17 protein-coding genes are annotated in these 16,885 nt (G+C 56.6%); 8 read left to right on the top strand and 9 right to left on the bottom strand.

Going from position 1 to position 16,885, the window contains the following annotated elements; all coding sequences use genetic code 11:
* Window positions 1-5 precede the first annotated feature (5 nt).
* A complete protein-coding gene (locus FHW76_RS12415; protein WP_023322435.1) occupies window positions 6-851 on the bottom strand; it encodes a transporter substrate-binding domain-containing protein in 846 nt (281 codons plus the stop codon).
* Window positions 852-1,061: 210 nt separating this feature from the next.
* Here FHW76_RS12415 and FHW76_RS12420 point away from each other — a divergent pair, with 210 nt between their 5' ends.
* The 7 genes from FHW76_RS12420 (at window position 1,062) to osmB (ending at window position 7,607) form a co-directional block, all read left to right on the top strand.
* Window positions 1,062-1,604 carry a HutD family protein gene (locus FHW76_RS12420; protein ID WP_110209410.1) on the top strand — a complete coding sequence of 181 codons (543 nt, stop codon included), beginning with the start codon at window positions 1,062-1,064 and terminating at the stop codon, window positions 1,602-1,604.
* 199 nt (window positions 1,605-1,803) lie between these two features.
* A complete protein-coding gene (gene fabI, locus FHW76_RS12425; protein WP_008807797.1) occupies window positions 1,804-2,592 on the top strand; it encodes an enoyl-ACP reductase FabI in 789 nt (262 codons plus the stop codon).
* Between the two features lie 190 nt (window positions 2,593-2,782).
* Entirely contained in the window at window positions 2,783-3,940 is a 1,158-nt protein-coding gene (locus tag FHW76_RS12430; RefSeq protein WP_012542042.1) for a carboxymuconolactone decarboxylase family protein, read from the top strand.
* 81 nt (window positions 3,941-4,021) lie between these two features.
* Window positions 4,022-5,956: an exoribonuclease II gene (locus tag FHW76_RS12435; RefSeq protein ID WP_040975845.1), complete on the top strand. Its 1,935-nt coding sequence runs from the start codon at window positions 4,022-4,024 to the stop codon at window positions 5,954-5,956.
* Window positions 5,957-6,114: 158 nt separating this feature from the next.
* A complete protein-coding gene (locus FHW76_RS12440) occupies window positions 6,115-6,294 on the top strand; it encodes a hypothetical protein (RefSeq protein WP_012542045.1) in 180 nt (59 codons plus the stop codon).
* A gap of 71 nt (window positions 6,295-6,365) precedes the next feature.
* Window positions 6,366-7,115, top strand: coding sequence for a DNA-binding transcriptional regulator YciT (locus FHW76_RS12445; RefSeq protein WP_008807793.1), 750 nt, complete (start codon window positions 6,366-6,368; stop codon window positions 7,113-7,115).
* Between the two features lie 273 nt (window positions 7,116-7,388).
* Complete coding sequence (osmB, locus tag FHW76_RS12450) at window positions 7,389-7,607, top strand: osmotically-inducible lipoprotein OsmB (RefSeq protein ID WP_002901783.1); 219 nt, start codon at window positions 7,389-7,391, stop codon at window positions 7,605-7,607.
* Between the two features lie 129 nt (window positions 7,608-7,736).
* On the opposite strand, the gene yciH is transcribed toward osmB, so the two are convergent.
* The 5 genes from yciH to pgpB form a co-directional block, all read right to left on the bottom strand.
* Complete coding sequence (gene yciH / locus FHW76_RS12455) at window positions 7,737-8,063, bottom strand: stress response translation initiation inhibitor YciH (RefSeq protein WP_008807792.1); 327 nt, start codon at window positions 8,061-8,063, stop codon at window positions 7,737-7,739.
* Entirely contained in the window at window positions 8,063-8,800 is a 738-nt protein-coding gene (gene pyrF, locus FHW76_RS12460) for an orotidine-5'-phosphate decarboxylase (RefSeq protein WP_023297452.1), read from the bottom strand. Before pyrF ends, yciH begins: the two co-directional genes overlap by 1 nt.
* 191 nt (window positions 8,801-8,991) lie before the next feature.
* Complete coding sequence (gene lapB / locus FHW76_RS12465; RefSeq protein ID WP_012968442.1) at window positions 8,992-10,161, bottom strand: lipopolysaccharide assembly protein LapB; 1,170 nt, start codon at window positions 10,159-10,161, stop codon at window positions 8,992-8,994.
* A gap of 6 nt (window positions 10,162-10,167) precedes the next feature.
* Window positions 10,168-10,476 (bottom strand): LapA family protein, encoded by a 309-nt coding sequence (locus tag FHW76_RS12470; protein ID WP_012542047.1) that lies wholly within the window; start codon window positions 10,474-10,476, stop codon window positions 10,168-10,170.
* 136 nt (window positions 10,477-10,612) lie between these two features.
* Window positions 10,613-11,380 (bottom strand): phosphatidylglycerophosphatase B, encoded by a 768-nt coding sequence (gene pgpB, locus FHW76_RS12475; protein WP_008807789.1) that lies wholly within the window; start codon window positions 11,378-11,380, stop codon window positions 10,613-10,615.
* A gap of 163 nt (window positions 11,381-11,543) precedes the next feature.
* Between pgpB and ribA the strand changes: the two genes are divergently transcribed.
* Window positions 11,544-12,146 carry a GTP cyclohydrolase II gene (ribA, locus tag FHW76_RS12480; protein WP_008807788.1) on the top strand — a complete coding sequence of 201 codons (603 nt, stop codon included), beginning with the start codon at window positions 11,544-11,546 and terminating at the stop codon, window positions 12,144-12,146.
* Window positions 12,147-12,192: 46 nt separating this feature from the next.
* Here the strand turns inward: ribA and acnA are convergent, their stop codons facing one another.
* From acnA to cysB, 3 genes are all read right to left on the bottom strand, one after another.
* Window positions 12,193-14,865 (bottom strand): aconitate hydratase AcnA, encoded by a 2,673-nt coding sequence (acnA, locus tag FHW76_RS12485; RefSeq protein ID WP_022065863.1) that lies wholly within the window; start codon window positions 14,863-14,865, stop codon window positions 12,193-12,195.
* 390 nt (window positions 14,866-15,255) lie between these two features.
* Window positions 15,256-15,423: a YmiA family putative membrane protein gene (locus tag FHW76_RS12490; RefSeq protein WP_002901776.1), complete on the bottom strand. Its 168-nt coding sequence runs from the start codon at window positions 15,421-15,423 to the stop codon at window positions 15,256-15,258.
* A gap of 245 nt (window positions 15,424-15,668) precedes the next feature.
* Complete coding sequence (gene cysB / locus FHW76_RS12495; protein ID WP_008807786.1) at window positions 15,669-16,643, bottom strand: HTH-type transcriptional regulator CysB; 975 nt, start codon at window positions 16,641-16,643, stop codon at window positions 15,669-15,671.
* Window positions 16,644-16,885 lie beyond the last annotated feature (242 nt).

Genomic DNA, 16,885 nt, shown 5'->3' on the forward strand with positions numbered 1-16,885 from the left:
CTCACTCAGGGGGTAACGTCGCTTTTAAACCATTTCTCGCTCAGTTTTTTTACCGTCCCATCGGCCAGCGCCGCCTGAATGGCGCTATCCAGTTTCGCTTTGAGATCGGTATCGGTGAGGCGCACGCCCATCGCCTCACCGCCTCCCCAGATCGGCCCGCTCATCAGCGGACCGCTCAATGCCAGATTGTTATTCTCCGGTCGCGACAGGGTGGTGTTGGCAAAGGTAATATCATCAAACACCGCATCGATGCGCTCAGCCTGCAGGTCGAGGATCGCATCCGCTGAGTTGTTATATTCCCTGATGTCAGCGATATCCTTGAAATACTTATCAATAAACGGGGTGTACACGGTGCCAGAAGCGATGCCGATAGTTTTCCCTTTCAACGCCGCGCGCAGAGGCGCAATCGCCGCCTGAATCTCTTTCTCATCATCATGAAGCTTGACCGTCGGAGACGGAGGGAGCAGCGACCCTTTTACCGCAATGAAAGAGGCCGGCGTGGCAGCGTAGGCCTGGGTAAACGCCACGACCTTCGATCGCTCCGGGGTGACGACAATAGCGTCCATGATCACGTCATATTTTCCGGCGTTAAGTCCGGCAATCATGCCATCCCAGTTCTGTACCACCAGCTTGCATTCGATCTGCATCCGCTGGCATAAATTCGCCATGAGCTCAGGTTCGAAGCCGCTCAACTTCCCTCCGGGAAGCGTCAGGTTCCAGGGTTCATAGCCGCCTTCCGTAGCGATGGTGATTGATTTCCACTCTTTAGCGTATGTTGAGCCACCAGACAGCAGTAGCCCCGAAAACAGGGTGACCAGGCAGGCCTGGCGGAAAGTAATACGCTGTTGCATTTTTATTCTCCCGATCGCGTTTTGTCATGATGGCTCTGGTCACTGCGATAAGATAATTCGTAGATGACTGCTCATGTATATACAAGCATTGACAAACCCACACACGCGCTCGATGATGGATTTGTGAGCCCTGTTGTAAATAATTTGTAAGCATGTTGCGACACGCTTGTAACAAAAACCATCCACCCTCTGAATTCCGCCGAGCAGACCATGATCTTTTTTTTTGATATCGCCACCTTACCCATCACGCCGTGGAAGAACGGTGCCGGTGCCACCCGGGAAATTATCGCCGTTCCTTCCACAGACGCCCCCTTTCTCTGGCGAGCCAGCATCGCCACTCTGCAGGCGGATGGTCCTTTTTCCCCCTTCCCCGGCGTCGATCGGGTGATCACCCTGCTGGCGGGACAACCGCTACGACTGTGCGGCGGGGACATCGACCATCCGCTGACGCTCTGGCAGCCGTGGGCGTTCCCCGGCGAATGGGCGCTGTCCAGCGTCGGGATCGTTGAGCCAGGGCTGGACTTCAATATCATGACCCAGCGCGGACGTGCCTCGGCGAGAGTAAAGGTGATAAACGACCAGCAACGCCCTGCTACTGAGGGAGTCGCTTATGCTCTTCAGGGCGAGTGGGATCTGGCCGGGCAGCGAAGCGCGGCCGGCAGCGGTCTCTGCTGGCGCGGTGAATCCCCTGGCGAGCTGCAGCCCCTCAGTGCCAACGGGTGTCTGCTGCTGGCGGAGATCGCGCTCAAATAATCATCAGAAGAGAGAGTATACTGGAGCTATCGCGATACGCTTTTGCTCCGCACGCCGCGGGCGCGGCTGAAAAATATCGTGACACAAGGGGTCGTCAGTGGGATATAATTCCCGGCTAAATTTGAGTTATTTTGAAATAACAATGTTAACGTTATGATTGTTAAAGTAAAAATAAGCAATAACGATAAGGATTAAAGCTATGGGTTTTCTTTCCGGTAAGCGCATTTTGATCACTGGCGTCGCCAGCAAACTGTCCATCGCCTACGGTATTGCGCAAGCAATGCACCGCGAAGGCGCGGAACTGGCATTCACCTATCAGAATGAAAAACTGAAAGGTCGCGTAGAAGAATTTGCTGCCGCGCTGGGTTCTGACATTGTGCTGCCGTGCGACGTTGCTGAAGATGAGAGCATCACCGCGCTGTTCACCGAGCTGGAAAAAGTCTGGCCGAAATTCGATGGTTTCGTCCACTCTATCGGTTTTGCCCCGGCTGACCAGTTAGACGGCGACTACGTTGACGTTGTCACCCGCGACGGCTTTAAAATCGCGCACGACATCAGCGCCTACAGCTTCGTGGCGATGGCCAAAGCCTGCCGCAGCATGCTGAACCCGGGCTCTGCTCTGCTGACGCTCTCCTACCTGGGCGCAGAGCGCGCGATCCCGAACTACAACGTAATGGGTCTGGCCAAAGCCTCTCTGGAAGCTAACGTCCGCTATATGGCTAACGCCATGGGTCCGGAAGGCGTTCGCGTTAACGCCATCTCTGCCGGTCCGATCCGTACGCTGGCTGCTTCTGGCATTAAAGATTTCCGTAAAATGCTGGCGCACTGCGAAGCGGTCACCCCGATCCGTCGCACCGTCACCATTGAAGATGTGGGCAACAGCGCAGCCTTCCTGTGCTCTAACCTGTCCGCGGGTATCTCCGGTGAAGTCGTTCACGTTGACGGCGGGTTCAATATCGCCGCCATGAACGAGCTGGAACTGAAGTAAGTTCTTTCCCTCCTCACCCCGGTGAGGAGGGTTCTTCCTTCCCCCCATCCCTTACGCTCCCCCTGTTATTCCAATCGGCTATTTGTTAGCACGTATCAATATTTTCTCCTGCTTCCGGGTTACGCCAGGATAGTTCTGCATAAACGATCCGCGGAACGGCGGTTCGCCACATACCGAACAAGGAAAGCCCATGGAGCCACGCCGCGTGAATGGCAAAAACCACTGGTATCACGAAACCCAGTCAACAATCTGCCCGGTGGATGTTCTACCGCTTGTCCCTGAAGCCGCCCATGTTGAAGACCGCTTTTTGCTGGACCTGACGCTGCCGGAAGCCTGGCTACACATCCACGCAGGCTGGCTGCACCCCGCTCGCCAGCTGGCAGAGCGGTTGTTTCCCGACCAGGTGGCGGTGAGTCGCCTGCAGACCTTTACCGCCTACGATCGCCTGAGCACCGCGCTGACTGTCGCCCAGGTTTATGGTGTCCAGCGGTTGTGTAACCACTATGCCGCCCGCCTGGCTCCCCTCCCTGGCCCTGACTCTTCGCGCGAGAGCAACCGTCGCCTGGCGCAGATCACTCAGTATGCTCGTCAGCTCGCCAGTTCGCCCTCCGTCATTAACGCCCTCTCGCGCAGCCAGCTGGACGAAGTGGGTTTAACCAGCCGGGATATTATCCTGATCAACCAGATTATCGGTTTCGTGGGCTTCCAGGCCCGGGCGATTGCCGTCCTGCAGGCGGCGCTGGGCTATCCGGTGCGCTGGATCCCCGGCATGCCTCAGCAAGAGGAGGCCCCTGCCGAACTGTTCACCGCGCCACCAGGAGAGTGGCAGAGCGACCTTGAGGATCCCGATCTGCAGTATGCCGATGATGAGCGCCAGCGGCGCATCGCCGGCTGGCAGTCGCTGCCCGGTCTGGGTGAGCTGGCCCCACTGCTGGCCTGCGACCCACCGTTGTTCACGCCTCTGGAGACCTTGATCCGCCAGCTCAGCACGGATGATACCTTTGGCCCGCAGGTCGCCTTACTCGCGGCGCGCACCAATGGCAGCCCCACCTGTTTTGACGCCTGGCTCCCCCACTGGCAGGGTGAAGAGGAGTTCGCCAGCCATCTGCGGGAGGGCGACCAGGCCCTCCATCACTGGCTCCAGCAGCATCCTCAGTCCCGGTCTCTCGTGACCGCGGTGCAGCTGTTAACCCGCTCGCCGGACCGGTTTAGCGCCGCCCAGTTAACGCCCCTCGCGGAATATGGACTCTCTGCGGAACAAGCGATCGATCTGTTGACCTGGAGCGGGCTGTGCGGATGGATGAATCGTCTGAAAATCGCCCTCGGCAATGTGCGTCAGCAGACGTAAATTGCTGAAACAGCGCTTGCTGCGGCAGGCATATTCGCGTAAAAATGTCAGCCGCTCTTTTAGCCACGAAAATACCTAATTATGTTTCAGGATAACCCGCTGCTAGCGCAGCTTAAACAGCAACTGCATTCCCAGACGCCGCGCGCGGAAGGGGTCGTTAAGGGCACGGAAAAGGGCTTTGGCTTCCTCGAAGTGGACGCTCAGAAGAGCTACTTCATTCCGCCGCCGCAGATGAAAAAAGTGATGCATGGCGACCGTATCGTCGCGGTGATCCATTCTGAAAAAGATCGCGAAAGCGCCGAACCAGAAACCCTGGTTGAGCCGTTCCTGACCCGTTTCGTCGGTAAAGTCCAGAAGAAAGACGATCGCCTCGCTATCGTTCCTGACCATCCGCTGCTGAAAGATGCCATTCCCTGCCGCGCCGCCCGTGGCGTTGAGCATGATTTCAAACAGGGTGACTGGGCCGTCGCCGAGATGCGCCGTCATCCGTTAAAAGGCGACCGCGGGTTTTACGCGGAGCTGACCCAGTTCATCACCTTCAGCGACGATCACTTCGTCCCCTGGTGGGTAACCCTGGCGCGCCATAACCTCGAAAAAGAAGCGCCGGACGGCGTGGCCACGGAAATGCTCGATGAAGGGCTGACGCGCCGCGATTTAACCGCTCTCGACTTCGTCACTATCGACAGCGCCAGCACCGAAGATATGGACGATGCGTTGTACGTCGAATCCACTGCTGATGGCAAACTGCTGCTGACGGTCGCCATTGCTGACCCGACCGCCTGGATTGCCGAAGGTAGCAAGCTGGATAAGGCCGCAAAAGTGCGCGCCTTTACCAACTATCTGCCGGGCTTCAATATTCCGATGCTGCCCCGCGAGCTGTCAGACGACCTGTGCTCCCTGCGCGCTAACGAAGTGCGCCCGGTGCTGGCCTGCCAGATGACTCTGGCGGCCGATGGCACCATCGAAGACAACATCGAGTTCTTTGCCGCCACCATCGAGTCGAAAGCCAAGCTGGCCTATGACGATGTCTCTGACTGGCTGGAAGGCCGCGGCAGCTGGCAGCCGGGCAGCGACGCGATCGCGCAGCAAATTACACTGTTGAAGGACGTGTGCCAGCGTCGTAGCGAATGGCGTCAAACCCATGCGCTGGTGTTCAAAGACCGTCCGGACTACCGTTTCGTTCTTGGCGAAAAAGGCGAAGTGCTGGATATCGTCGCGGAACCACGTCGCATTGCCAACCGTATTGTCGAAGAGTCGATGATCGCCGCCAACATCTGTGCCGCCCGCGTTCTGCGCGACAAGCTCGGCTTCGGCGTTTATAACGTCCATACCGGCTTCGACCCGGCGAATACCGAACAGCTGGCGGCGCTGCTGAAAACCCACGACGTGCACGTCGACCCGACGGAGGTGCTGACGCTGGAAGGGTTCTGCAAGCTGCGCCGGGAACTGGACGCCCAGCCGACCGGATTCCTCGACAGCCGCATCCGCCGCTTCCAGTCGTTTGCGGAAATCAGCACCGAGCCAGGCCCGCACTTTGGCCTCGGCCTTGAGGCCTATGCCACCTGGACCTCGCCGATCCGTAAATATGGCGACATGATCAACCACCGTCTGCTGAAGGCCATCATCAAAGGCGAGACCATTGCGCGCCCGCAGGATGATGCCACCGTACAGATGGCGGAGCGCCGTCGTCTTAACCGGATGGCAGAGCGCGACGTCGCCGACTGGCTGTATGCCCGTTTCCTCAACGATAAAGCCGGGACCGATACCCGTTTTGCGGCGGAGATCATCGACATCAGCCGCGGCGGGATGCGCGTGCGCCTGGTGGACAATGGCGCGGTCGCCTTTATTCCGGCCCCCTTCCTCCACGCCGTTCGCGACGAACTGGTGTGCAGCCAGGAGAACGGCACCGTGCAGATCAAGGGCGAGGTGGTCTACAAAGTGACTGACGTTATCGATGTCACCATCGCCGAAGTCCGCATGGAAACCCGCAGCATTATTGCGCGTCCGGCAGTCTGACGCCTCTTCACAGCGGTTCCTCCGGGAACCGCTGCTTCTTTCCTCTCCATCCTGCTATTTCCGTCGCACCGATTAAGGTTGTGCGTTTTTTTCGCTTCTCTTTTTCATCCATTTTTAGCATCATTGATTTCATTCGTTTTTGTTACCAGGATAATGCCATGTCAGATGTGAATGCCCACCTGCTCGCCCAACGTATCGATACCGTGCTGGATATTCTGGTTGCCGGTGATTACCACTCTGCGATCCATAATCTGGAAATCCTCAAAGCGGAGCTGCTGGCACTGGCGGCGGACGACGCTGAGCAAAAAAACCAGCCCAAGGCTCCCTGGGAAATCTGATTATCGCCCATGCCGCAACCGGTGACTCATACCGGTTGCTCGCCATATAGCCCCCTAACAGTGATGTTGCTATGAACGCCCGACAACAAAGTATTTTGCAAGTGGTCATTGATAAAGGCCGGATGAGCGTCGCCGATCTGGCGAAGATGACCGGTGTCTCAGAGGTCACCATTCGCCAGGATCTGAATCTGCTGGAAAAGCAGAGCTATTTGCGCCGCACCCATGGCTATGCAGTCCCACTGGACAGTGAAGATGTTGAAACCCGCATGATGACCCATTTCGCCATTAAACGTGAACTGGCCAGCCGGGCGGCGGCGCTGGTAAGCGCCGGCGAAACGGTATTCATCGAAAACGGCAGCAGCAACGCCCTGCTGGCGCGCACCCTCGCCGAACGCGGCGATATCACCATCATAACCGTCAGCAGCTATATCGCCCATCTGCTGAAAGAGACGCCGGGAGAGGTGATCCTGCTGGGCGGGATTTACCAGAAACGCAGTGAAAGCATGGTGGGCCCGCTGACCCGCCAGTTCATCCAGCAGGTGCATTTCAGCAAAGCCTTCATCGGGATCGATGGCTGGCAGGCAGAAACCGGCTTTACCGGTCGCGATATGATGCGTGCGGATGTGGTTAACGCCGTGCTGGAAAAGCACTGTGAAGCGATTATTCTCAGCGACAGCTCGAAATTCAGCGCGGTTCATCCCTATCCCCTCGGTCCCGCCGGGCGCTTTAACCGCGTTATTACCGACGATCGCCTGCCGGCCGCCTGCCGCGACCAGTTACTGCACAGCGGCCTGACCGTCGATATCGTGCCATACGTCTGATCTTTACCCGCCCCGAGCCATGCCAATGCGCCATTCGGGGCGATATTACGCTCTGAGAGTATTCCGAGCTGCTAATTAAGATTTTTTACCTGACGATACATTTAAAAAAAAGTAAAATTATTATTAGCGATATAACAGGAAGTGACTATCACCTGCGTGATTTTCGTGACACCTGCGCACCCTAACTTCATGGAATTGCCCTAAAGCTGCTATTTCAGGCTATGCTTAAAGGAGCGTAGTGTCCATGAATAGATTATTCAGGAGAAAAAAATGATGACTTCAACGAGCAAAAAAATGGCTGCCGTCGTTCTGGCTGTCACTGTAGCAATGTCTCTGAGCGCTTGTTCTAACATGTCTAAACGCGACCGTAACACCGCTATCGGTGCTGGCGCCGGCGCCATCGGTGGTGCGGTGTTAACTGACGGTAGCGCACTCGGAACCCTGGGTGGCGCGGCGGTCGGTGGTATTATTGGTCACCAGGTTGGCAAATAATATAATTACCTGACGAAATAAAAGAATAATTCACACGAATTGACTTACGCACGTTAAATCATTCAAGGCCGCGGCATTCACCGCGGCCTTGTTATTTCAGCATTACTTTAATTATTGCCGAAATAGCACTCAGCCACCGGCTAACTTAACCTTCATTCCTTTCGCCTCGAGCAGCGATTTGAGCAAATCCCGTTTGTCACCCTGGATCTCGATCACGCCATCTTTCACCGCACCGCCGCAGCCACATTTCTTTTTCAGCTCTGCAGCCAGGGCGTTCAGCGCGGCATCGTCAGCATCGATGCCGCTAATCAGGCACACGCCTTTGCCCTTGCGACCGCTGGTCTGGCGCTGAATACGAACAATACCATCGCCTTTAGGCCGCACCGGCGCCGGTTTCGCTTCGTCGATACGCCCGGTTTCCGTGGAGTAGACCAGGCGGCTATTGGAATCGCTCATTATGCCTCCTTTGACAACGAGACGTTGATTGCCCGCAGCGTTGCGGCAGGATCGGCCGACTGAGTGACCGGGCGACCAATAACCATATAATCCACCCCCGCCGCCTGGGCCTGCTCGGGGGTCATAATCCGCCGCTGATCCCCGGCCTCGCTCCCCTGCGGACGGATCCCCGGGGTCACCAGCTTAAACGCCTGCCCCAGCTCCTGTTTGAAGCGTACCGCCTCCTGAGCTGAGCACACGACCCCGTCAAGACCACAGCGTTGGGTCAGCGCTGCCAGCTTCGCCGCGTAATCAGCCGGGGATAAGGTAATGCCCAGATCCTGCAGGTCGCTGGCCTCCATGCTGGTGAGCACGGTGACGGCGATCAGCAGCGGAGCGTCTTTGCCAAACGGCAACAGCGCTTCACGCGCGGCGGTCATCATCCGCGCGCCGCCGGAGGCATGGACATTCACCATCCATACGCCGAGTTCGGCCGCCGCCGCCACCGCGCGGGCCGTGGTATTGGGGATATCGTGAAACTTAAGGTCAAGGAACACCTCAAACCCGCGCTGGTGCAGATCGCGAACAAACTGCGGGCCCAACAGGGTGAACATCTCTTTGCCCACCTTCAGGCGGCAGTCTCGCGGGTCGATGCGGTCGACAAATGCCAGCGCTTTATCGCGATTATCATAGTCGAGCGCAACCACAACGGGAGAGGATGTGACAGCGCGGGAAGATGTGATAGCTGTAGACGTCATGACCAGACCTTAGTGTTGATGGGCGCCAGGGCGGCGCAAAAAAGGTAAACGGGCAGCATTCTACCTGTGATGCTAACAAAATAACAGACTGCTGTAGTAGCGCTGGCCGGACGATGGCGCTGCCGGGGCCGCGCCTGGAGAGGAGAAAAACGATGAGTATGTTGTAACTAATGGAGGGATTTTTTTTGACTTTATTGGCCGTCGAGACCGCGAATGGGTTTGATGGTGGCCCACGAGCGGCAGGAAGGGCAGTGCCAGTAGAGCGTATGAGCAGTAAAGCCGCATTTCTGGCAGCGATAGCGCGGTTTGCTGCGCACCTGCTCGCCGACCATGTTTCTTAGCACCCCGAGGCTTTCTTTCGCGCGCCCTTCTTCCGCTTCGTTGAGATGGTAGTCCATCAGCTTATGGAAGACGCGCATGGTCGGGTGACGTTCCAGCTGCCGGGTAACGTAGTTTTGCGCGGCTTCGACCCCTTCCCGTTGCTCGAGGATCTGCGCCAGCATCAGTTCAGCGGTGGCCCCGGTGTTCTCATCCACACAACGGCGCAGGAAAATCTCCCACTCTTCGGCTTTACCCAGTTGCTGGTAGCAGGTCTGCAGCATCTCCAGCGTCTCACCGACCAGCTCTTTATCCTGATCGATAACCCGCTCAAGGCTCTCTACCGCTTTGGCGTAATCACCCTTTTCCATCCACACCCGGCCCATCATTATTGAGACCCGGGCGCTGTTGCGGTCTGCTGCGGCGCCTTTCTTCAGCAGCGCCATCGCTTTATCCAGATCGTTGGCCGCCATCTGCTGCAGGGCCAGCTCACACCAAAAGTTGGCTATTTCGCCACGATGTTTCTCTTTACCCAGCTTCACCAGCCGTTCAGCGACTTCGATCGCTGACTGCCAGTCGCTGGTCGCCTGGTAGATCTGCAGCAGCTGCTGCAGAGCGCTCAGGCGGAAATCGGTCTCATCCACCAGCTGTTTGAACATATCTTCCGCACGATCGTACAACCCGGCGGCCATATAGTCGCGCCCCAGCTGCTGGACGGCCAGCAGGCGCTGATCGTAGGTTAACGATGCGCTTTCCATCAGGCTCTGATGGATACGGATCGCGCGGTCAACCTCGCCGCGCGAGCGGAACAGGTTACCGAGCGTCAGGTGGGCCTCAACGGTGCCGGTATCCTCTTTCAACATATCAAGGAACAGATCGACGGCTTTATCCTGCTGGTTGCTGAGCAGGAAGTTAACCCCCGCCACGTAATCCCGTGACAGGCGGTTGGCATCGTCCTGTTTGGACTGTTGTGCACTTCTGCGCCCCATGTACCAGCCGTAGGCGGCGGCAACGGGTAAAAGCAGAAACAACAACTCCAGCATAAGAGGTTATTCCTTCACGGCAGGCACGCCTGCGTCGACAGCGACCGGGCTGACGGGGGCAATCTGGTGCTCAAGGCGCTTAATTTTTCGCTCCGCGCGCGCCAGCGAGACACGCACCCGCAGCCAGAACAAGCCGCAGATCAGCCAGCCAATGGCAAAGCCTGCGGCGAACAGCACCGCCAGCAGTGTCGAAATGCGGAATTCACCCTGCGCGAGTAAATAGTTGAACGTGACCTGTTGGTCATTCTGCGCCCCCAGCGTCACTGAAATGACGAAGATTGCTAGCACCAGTAAGAAAATGAGTAAATATTTCACATGACTTCCCGTTATGTGGGTTGCGCGAAAAAAAGCCCGCTTTCAGCCCTATAAAGTATCATTTTCGCCGCAGCGGTGGAATGAAAAAGCATGGCAACTGTACAGGATATGCGGTCGGATGCCGCTAAAATCAACATTATTCTGCTTCGGGCATCCGTTTTTTAATATCCTGCGCCTCTTCTCCCGGCGGCGAGAGCGGCCCGCACAGGCGCTGCGTCAACCAGCAGGCCACCGTGACCAACAGCCAGGAGATCAGCGTGGCGACAATGAGATCCAGCGGCCAGTGCATGCCCAGCGCCAGGCGACTGCCCATCACCGCCGTCGCCCATACCAGCAGCACGGCGACCGTGCCCCAACGCCGACGCGGCCACAGCAGCCCGGCGGCCAGCAGCGCCCAGCTGGCGGCGAACATCGTGTGACCCGACGGGAAAGCAAAGCCTGTCTCTTTCTGCCAGTGCTTGCGTAAAAACGGCGGAATGTCCTGCGCCTGCGCCAGCTGGGCATGCACCAGTTTAGCGCGTTCTTTACGCTTCAACGCATAGAATTGCGTCACCGGCACCTGTCTTGAGTTTTCCAGCCAGATGACAAAGGGTCTCGGCTCCTGAACCCGCGCTTTGACCCAGGATTTAACCCCCTGTCCCACCAGGATGGCGGCGGCAAGAATCAGGAACAGGATCAGTGCCGCGCGCAGCCGGTAGCGAAGACACCAGAGAAACCAGCCGCACAGTGCAACATGCGTGATAATTCCCCACGGCTGCGTCACCGTTTCCGTCACCCACCAGAGGGTTTTCAACATAGCAACCGGCAGTCCTGGCTGCCACAGCCAACCAGACAGCCAGACCGTAACAGGCATAACAAGCAGCAGCGCCGCCGCGAGAGCGGTTCGTCGGGCAATCAACAGCATTTTCTCTCCTTCTCCTTGTAGATGAACATCATAGCGGAAAGTAGTTCGTTTGTGCGCTTTCCACGCGGCTAACCGTTCGCGATTAGGAGAACGTCCCGGCCTTGTGGCAAAATAGCGGCAAACAGAAAGCACATTCAGGTGCTGACAGAATCTGGAGAATCACATGCAGCTTAAACGTGTGGCAGAAGCCAAACTGCCAACCCCATGGGGCGATTTCCTGATGGTGGGTTTTGAAGAACTGGCAACCGGACAAGATCATGTCGCGCTGGTGTATGGCGATATCTCGGGGCAGTCGCCGGTCCTGGCCCGCGTCCATTCAGAGTGTTTGACGGGCGATGCCCTGTTTAGCCTGCGCTGTGATTGCGGCTTTCAGCTGGAAGCGGCCCTGTCGCATATCGCCGAAGAAGGTCGGGGGATCCTGCTCTATCACCGCCAGGAAGGACGCAACATTGGTTTATTGAATAAAATCCGCGCCTACGCGCTGCAGGATCAGGGCTACGACACCGTTGAGGCGAACCATCAGCTGGGCTTCGCCGCCGATGAGCGCGACTTCACCCTGTGCGCCGATATGTTCAAACTGCTCAACGTTGAGCAGGTTCGGTTATTAACCAATAACCCGAAAAAAGTGGAAATTCTTACCGAAGCCGGGATCAACATTGTGGAGCGGGTACCGTTGATCGTCGGGCGTAACCCGAAAAATGCTCACTACCTGGATACTAAAGCCGCCAAAATGGGCCATTTGCTGAACAGCAAGCCGGCGGAATAAACCGATTGAATAAAAGAGAAAGGGCCAGCGATGCTGGCCCTTTGTTTTACAGCATATTGCGGATAACGTAGTGCAGGATGCCGTCGTTGCGGTAGTAGGTGAGCTCGGTCGCGGTGTCGATACGGCACCGACAAGGGATCACTTCCTGCGAGCCGTCAGGGCGAGTCAGGGTCACCGGCACCGTAGCGCCAGGCTGAAGCGACTGCAGATTGCTGATATCAATCCGCTCTTCCCCGGTCAACTGCAGCGTTTTACGGGTGACGCCCTGCGGGAACTCCAGCGGCAAAATCCCCATCCCGATCAGGTTGGAACGGTGGATACGTTCGAAGGACTCGGCGATCACCACCCGGATCCCCAGCAGGCGCGGCCCCTTCGCCGCCCAGTCGCGGCTGGAACCTGAGCCATACTCCTTACCGGCAATCACCGCCAGCGGTATGCCTTCCGCTTTATACTGCATCGCCGCATCGTAGATCGCCACCGGTTCGCGGTCCGGCAGATGTCGGGTCATACCGCCTTCCACTCCCGGTACCATTTCGTTACGAATACGGATATTGGCGAAGGTGCCGCGCATCATCACCTCATGGTTACCGCGACGGGAACCATAGGAGTTAAAGTCGCGCCGGGCAACCCCATGCTCCTGCAGATAGCGGCCTGCCGGGCTATCGGCTTTGATGCTCCCCGCCGGCGAAATGTGGTCAGTGGTCACTGAATCGCCCAGCATGGCGAGGATCCGCGCGCCATGAATATCCTCTACCGGCAGCGGTTCGACGCCCATCTCGTCAAAGAACGGCGACAGGCGAATATAAGTCGAGTCCTCCTGCCAGTCATAGGTATCTGACGCCTCCACCTTGATTGCTTTCCACTCCTCGGTACCGGAAAACACTTCCGCGTACTCTTTGCGGAACATCTCAGTGGAGACCTGTTCCACCGCACGGGCAATCTCCTCCCCACTCGGCCAGATATCTTTCAGATAAACCGGTTCGCCATCGCTGCCCTGCCCCAACGGCTCGCGGGTGAGATCGATATTCATGTTCCCCGCCAGGGCGTAAGCGACGACCAGCGGCGGCGAGGCCAGCCAGTTGGTTTTCACCAGCGGATGGATACGCCCTTCGAAGTTACGGTTACCGGAAAGCACCGCCCCGACGGTCAGATCGCCCTTTTTGATCGCCTCTTCAATAGGTTCCGGCAACGGACCGGAGTTACCGATACAGGTGGTACAGCCATATCCCACCAGATTGAAGCCGAGCTGGTCGAGGTAAGGCGTCAGGCCGGCATGAGCCAGATAATCCGACACCACTTTCGAGCCTGGCGCCAGGGAAGCTTTTACCCACGGCTGCGGCTGCAGGCCACGCTCGACGGCTTTTTTCGCCAGCAGACCGGCGGCCATCAGCACGCTGGGGTTGGAGGTATTGGTACAGGAAGTAATAGCCGCAATGGCCACGGCGCCGTCCGGTAGCGAATAGTGATGCCCGTTCAGCGTATAATCCACCGGCTGGCGCTGACGCTGAGGATGGTTAACTTCCAGCTCGCCGCTGGCAGCAAAGGCTTTCGGCACATCGCCGAGCGCCACGCGATCCTGCGGCCGTTTCGGCCCGGCAAGGCTTGCCTCAACGCTGCCCATGTCCAGCGCCAGGGTGCTGGTAAAGACCGGCTCATCGCCCGGCTGGCGCCACATGCCCTGCGCTTTGGCATAGGCTTCCACCAGGGCGACCTGTTCTTCGCTACGGCCGCTCAGACGCATATAGCTAAGCGTCACATCATCGATCGGGAAGAAACCACAGGTGGCGCCATATTCCGGGGCCATATTGGCGATAGTGGCGCGATCGGCCAGGGGTAAGGTATCCAGGCCATCGCCGTAGAATTCAACAAACTTGCCGACGACACCGTGCTGGCGCAGCATCTGGGTGACCGTCAGCACCAGATCGGTGGCGGTGATGCCTTCGCGCAGTTTGCCGCTGAGCTTAAAGCCCACGACATCCGGGATCAGCATCGACACCGGCTGACCCAGCATGGCGGCTTCCGCTTCAATCCCGCCCACGCCCCAGCCCAGTACGCCGAGACCGTTAATCATGGTGGTATGAGAGTCGGTGCCCACCAGGGTATCCGGCCACGCCATCCACTTCCCATTCACCTCTTCGCTCCAGACGGCCCGACCGAGGTATTCCAGGTTGACCTGGTGACAAATACCGGTGCCCGGCGGCACTACGCTGAAGCGGCTGAAGGCCTGTTGTCCCCAGCGTAGAAAAGCGTAACGTTCGTGGTTACGCTCCATTTCCAGACGGACGTTATCTTCGAAGGCCTCGTCATCGCCGAAACGGTCGACGGTGACCGAGTGGTCGATAACCAGATCGACGGGCGACAGCGGATTCACTTTCGCGGTGTCGCCGCCCAGGCGCTTCACCGCCTCGCGCATGGCGGCCAGATCCACGACTGCCGGCACGCCGGTAAAGTCCTGCATCAGGACGCGCGCGGGACGGTAGGCGATCTCCCGGTCGGCATGGGCCTGTTGCAGCCAGCCGGCCAGGGCACGAATATCTTCTTCTGTCACCGAGTCACCGTCCTGCCAGCGCAGCAGGTTCTCCATCAGCACCTTCAGCGACTTAGGCAGTCGACTGAGATCGCCCAGCTGTTTCTCTGCCAGCGGCAGACTGTAGTAATGCCAGGTTTTCTCGTTGACCAGCAGCGTGTCCTTACTGGCTTCTCGTAGGGTTGACGACATAGCTCCTCCTTTATCTCAGGGATGGCATACCCTGATTCTCCTCAGGGTCTCCATTAAAGATAACACATACCGAGCATAACACTTTGATAACAACCCAAATTGCTAAATGCGCCGAGGTCGACAGTGATTAATCGGGAATTATCCTGGAATCGGAGAAATAGCACCAAAATAGTGCAGAAGCGATGATTAAGACGATATTGTATTAGTACACGAGGACAAAAAAAGAGCTAATCGGCCAGCTGGCTATGATTAGCTCTTGTGAGTGATTTCAGATTGGATGAATCCAGCGGCAAAATATATTCTCCCTGTATTGCCGGTCACTGATTTTATATTACAGTTTCCTTTCACTGTCATAAAAATGACATGTATCTACAACGATGACCTACAGCTTTAGCTGACAATCCAGATGTTGCAGATGGTAAGCGCGATGATGCTCCAGAACATCGCCAGCCCTACCAACACTACGCCCCATACGCGACTACGCAGAACGGGATCGATTTCGGTTTTGTCATTCTCGTATGACATCGCCAGTTTCATGTAATCGATATTACTTATCATATTGTCACCACCAATTGCTCAAATCATCAGGTACAGATAAATCTTAATTATGGATAAAAGATTAATCCAGTGAATTTAGGCCTGATGGAATATATTTAACCGGTTATTTGATCGCGGCGGGCATAATGACAAACGTGTTGCCAGAAATTATTAATTTTGTGATTGGTTCGAGGTTTAAGATGTTAAATTAGGACCATGATAGTCAATGGCACTCCCCACAGGGAATGCCATTATTTTTTTAAGGGTTATTTTTCCGGAAGTTTTATATCTTTAAACATCGCTTCAATATCTTCATTTGACCGCAAAGCCACCGCGGTATCCACGACATCCCGGGTCAGATGGGGTGCAAAACGTTGAATAAAATCATACATGTAGCTTCGTAAGAAGGTGCTACGGCGGAAACCAATTTTGGTGGTGCTGTGGCTGAATATGCCGTTCGCATCCAGCTTCACCAGGTCCGGGTCAGAGACCGGATCGACTGCCATGCTGGCTATCACCCCGACCCCAAGCCCCAGGCGAACATAGGTTTTGATCACGTCGGCGTCAGTGGCGGTGAAGACAATGCGCGGCGTCAGACCCGCTCGGTTAAACGCGGTATCCAGTTCCGAACGGCCGGTAAAGCCAAAGGTATAGGTCACCAGCGGGTACTGCGCCAGCTCTTCAATGGAAACCGAGCCCTTCGCGGCCAGAGGATGCTCAGGCGTCACCACAATCGACCGGTTCCAGTGATAGCATGGCAACATCACCAGATCGTCATACAGATGCAGCGCCTCGGTGGCGATGGCGAAGTCGGCGTTGCCTTTCGATACGGCTTCTGCAATCTGGGTTGGCGAGCCCTGATGCATATGCAGCGACACGCGCGGGTAGCGTTCAATAAAGCCCTTGATGACCCCCGGTAACGCATAGCGCGCCTGAGTATGGGTCGTCGCCACATATAACGACCCTTTATCAGGCCAGGTATGCTCCCCGGCGACAGATTTAATCGCATCGACTTTCGATAATACCTCGCGGGCGATACGGATGATCTCCTGCCCGGCTGGTGTCACCTGAGTTAAATGTTTGCCGCTGCGGGCGAAAATCTGGATGCCCAGCTCATCTTCCAGCATGCGGACCTGCTTACTGATGCCCGGCTGGGAGGTATAAAGCCCTTCGGCGGTGGATGAAACATTCAGGTTATGGTTCACCACCTCTACGATGTAGCGAAGCTGTTGTAGTTTCATGCTGATATCCGTTTGCGCGTAAAATGAAGCCGCTTAATACACTTTACGTTCAGGCAACTTGTCGACCGTGAGGCCAGCCTCCCGGCAGTTGGCCGTAGTGGCGCCGCAACGCATCCTGAAAGCGATGATGTATAAGACGTTTTAATAATAAAAAAGGGATTAGCTATAACCACTATATCATTTATATCAACAGTGTATAGATACTAACGAAAAATAATATAGGTGGTTATAAGGGGAAGAAA

Source organism: Klebsiella sp. RC2, from assembly GCF_014192815.1.
Taxonomy (GTDB): Bacteria; Pseudomonadota; Gammaproteobacteria; order Enterobacterales; family Enterobacteriaceae; genus Klebsiella; species Klebsiella variicola.

Bases quoted from the DNA above. Each gene is read 5' to 3' on its own strand.
- yciH (WP_008807792.1), bottom strand. From the start codon at position 8,063: ATGAGCGATTCCAATAGCCGCCTGGTCTACTCCACGGAAACCGGGCGT.
- FHW76_RS12435 (WP_040975845.1), top strand. From the start codon at position 4,022: ATGTTTCAGGATAACCCGCTGCTAGCGCAGCTTAAACAGCAACTGCAT.
- fabI (WP_008807797.1), top strand. From the start codon at position 1,804: ATGGGTTTTCTTTCCGGTAAGCGCATTTTGATCACTGGCGTCGCCAGC.
- lapB (WP_012968442.1), bottom strand. From the start codon at position 10,161: ATGCTGGAGTTGTTGTTTCTGCTTTTACCCGTTGCCGCCGCCTACGGC.
- FHW76_RS12415 (WP_023322435.1), bottom strand. From the start codon at position 851: ATGCAACAGCGTATTACTTTCCGCCAGGCCTGCCTGGTCACCCTGTTT.
- FHW76_RS12490 (WP_002901776.1), bottom strand. From the start codon at position 15,423: ATGATAAGTAATATCGATTACATGAAACTGGCGATGTCATACGAGAAT.
- FHW76_RS12440 (WP_012542045.1), top strand. From the start codon at position 6,115: ATGTCAGATGTGAATGCCCACCTGCTCGCCCAACGTATCGATACCGTG.
- pgpB (WP_008807789.1), bottom strand. From the start codon at position 11,380: ATGCTGTTGATTGCCCGACGAACCGCTCTCGCGGCGGCGCTGCTGCTT.
- FHW76_RS12420 (WP_110209410.1), top strand. From the start codon at position 1,062: ATGATCTTTTTTTTTGATATCGCCACCTTACCCATCACGCCGTGGAAG.
- FHW76_RS12445 (WP_008807793.1), top strand. From the start codon at position 6,366: ATGAACGCCCGACAACAAAGTATTTTGCAAGTGGTCATTGATAAAGGC.
- pyrF (WP_023297452.1), bottom strand. From the start codon at position 8,800: ATGACGTCTACAGCTATCACATCTTCCCGCGCTGTCACATCCTCTCCC.
- cysB (WP_008807786.1), bottom strand. From the start codon at position 16,643: ATGAAACTACAACAGCTTCGCTACATCGTAGAGGTGGTGAACCATAAC.
- acnA (WP_022065863.1), bottom strand. From the start codon at position 14,865: ATGTCGTCAACCCTACGAGAAGCCAGTAAGGACACGCTGCTGGTCAAC.
- ribA (WP_008807788.1), top strand. From the start codon at position 11,544: ATGCAGCTTAAACGTGTGGCAGAAGCCAAACTGCCAACCCCATGGGGC.
- osmB (WP_002901783.1), top strand. From the start codon at position 7,389: ATGACTTCAACGAGCAAAAAAATGGCTGCCGTCGTTCTGGCTGTCACT.
- FHW76_RS12430 (WP_012542042.1), top strand. From the start codon at position 2,783: ATGGAGCCACGCCGCGTGAATGGCAAAAACCACTGGTATCACGAAACC.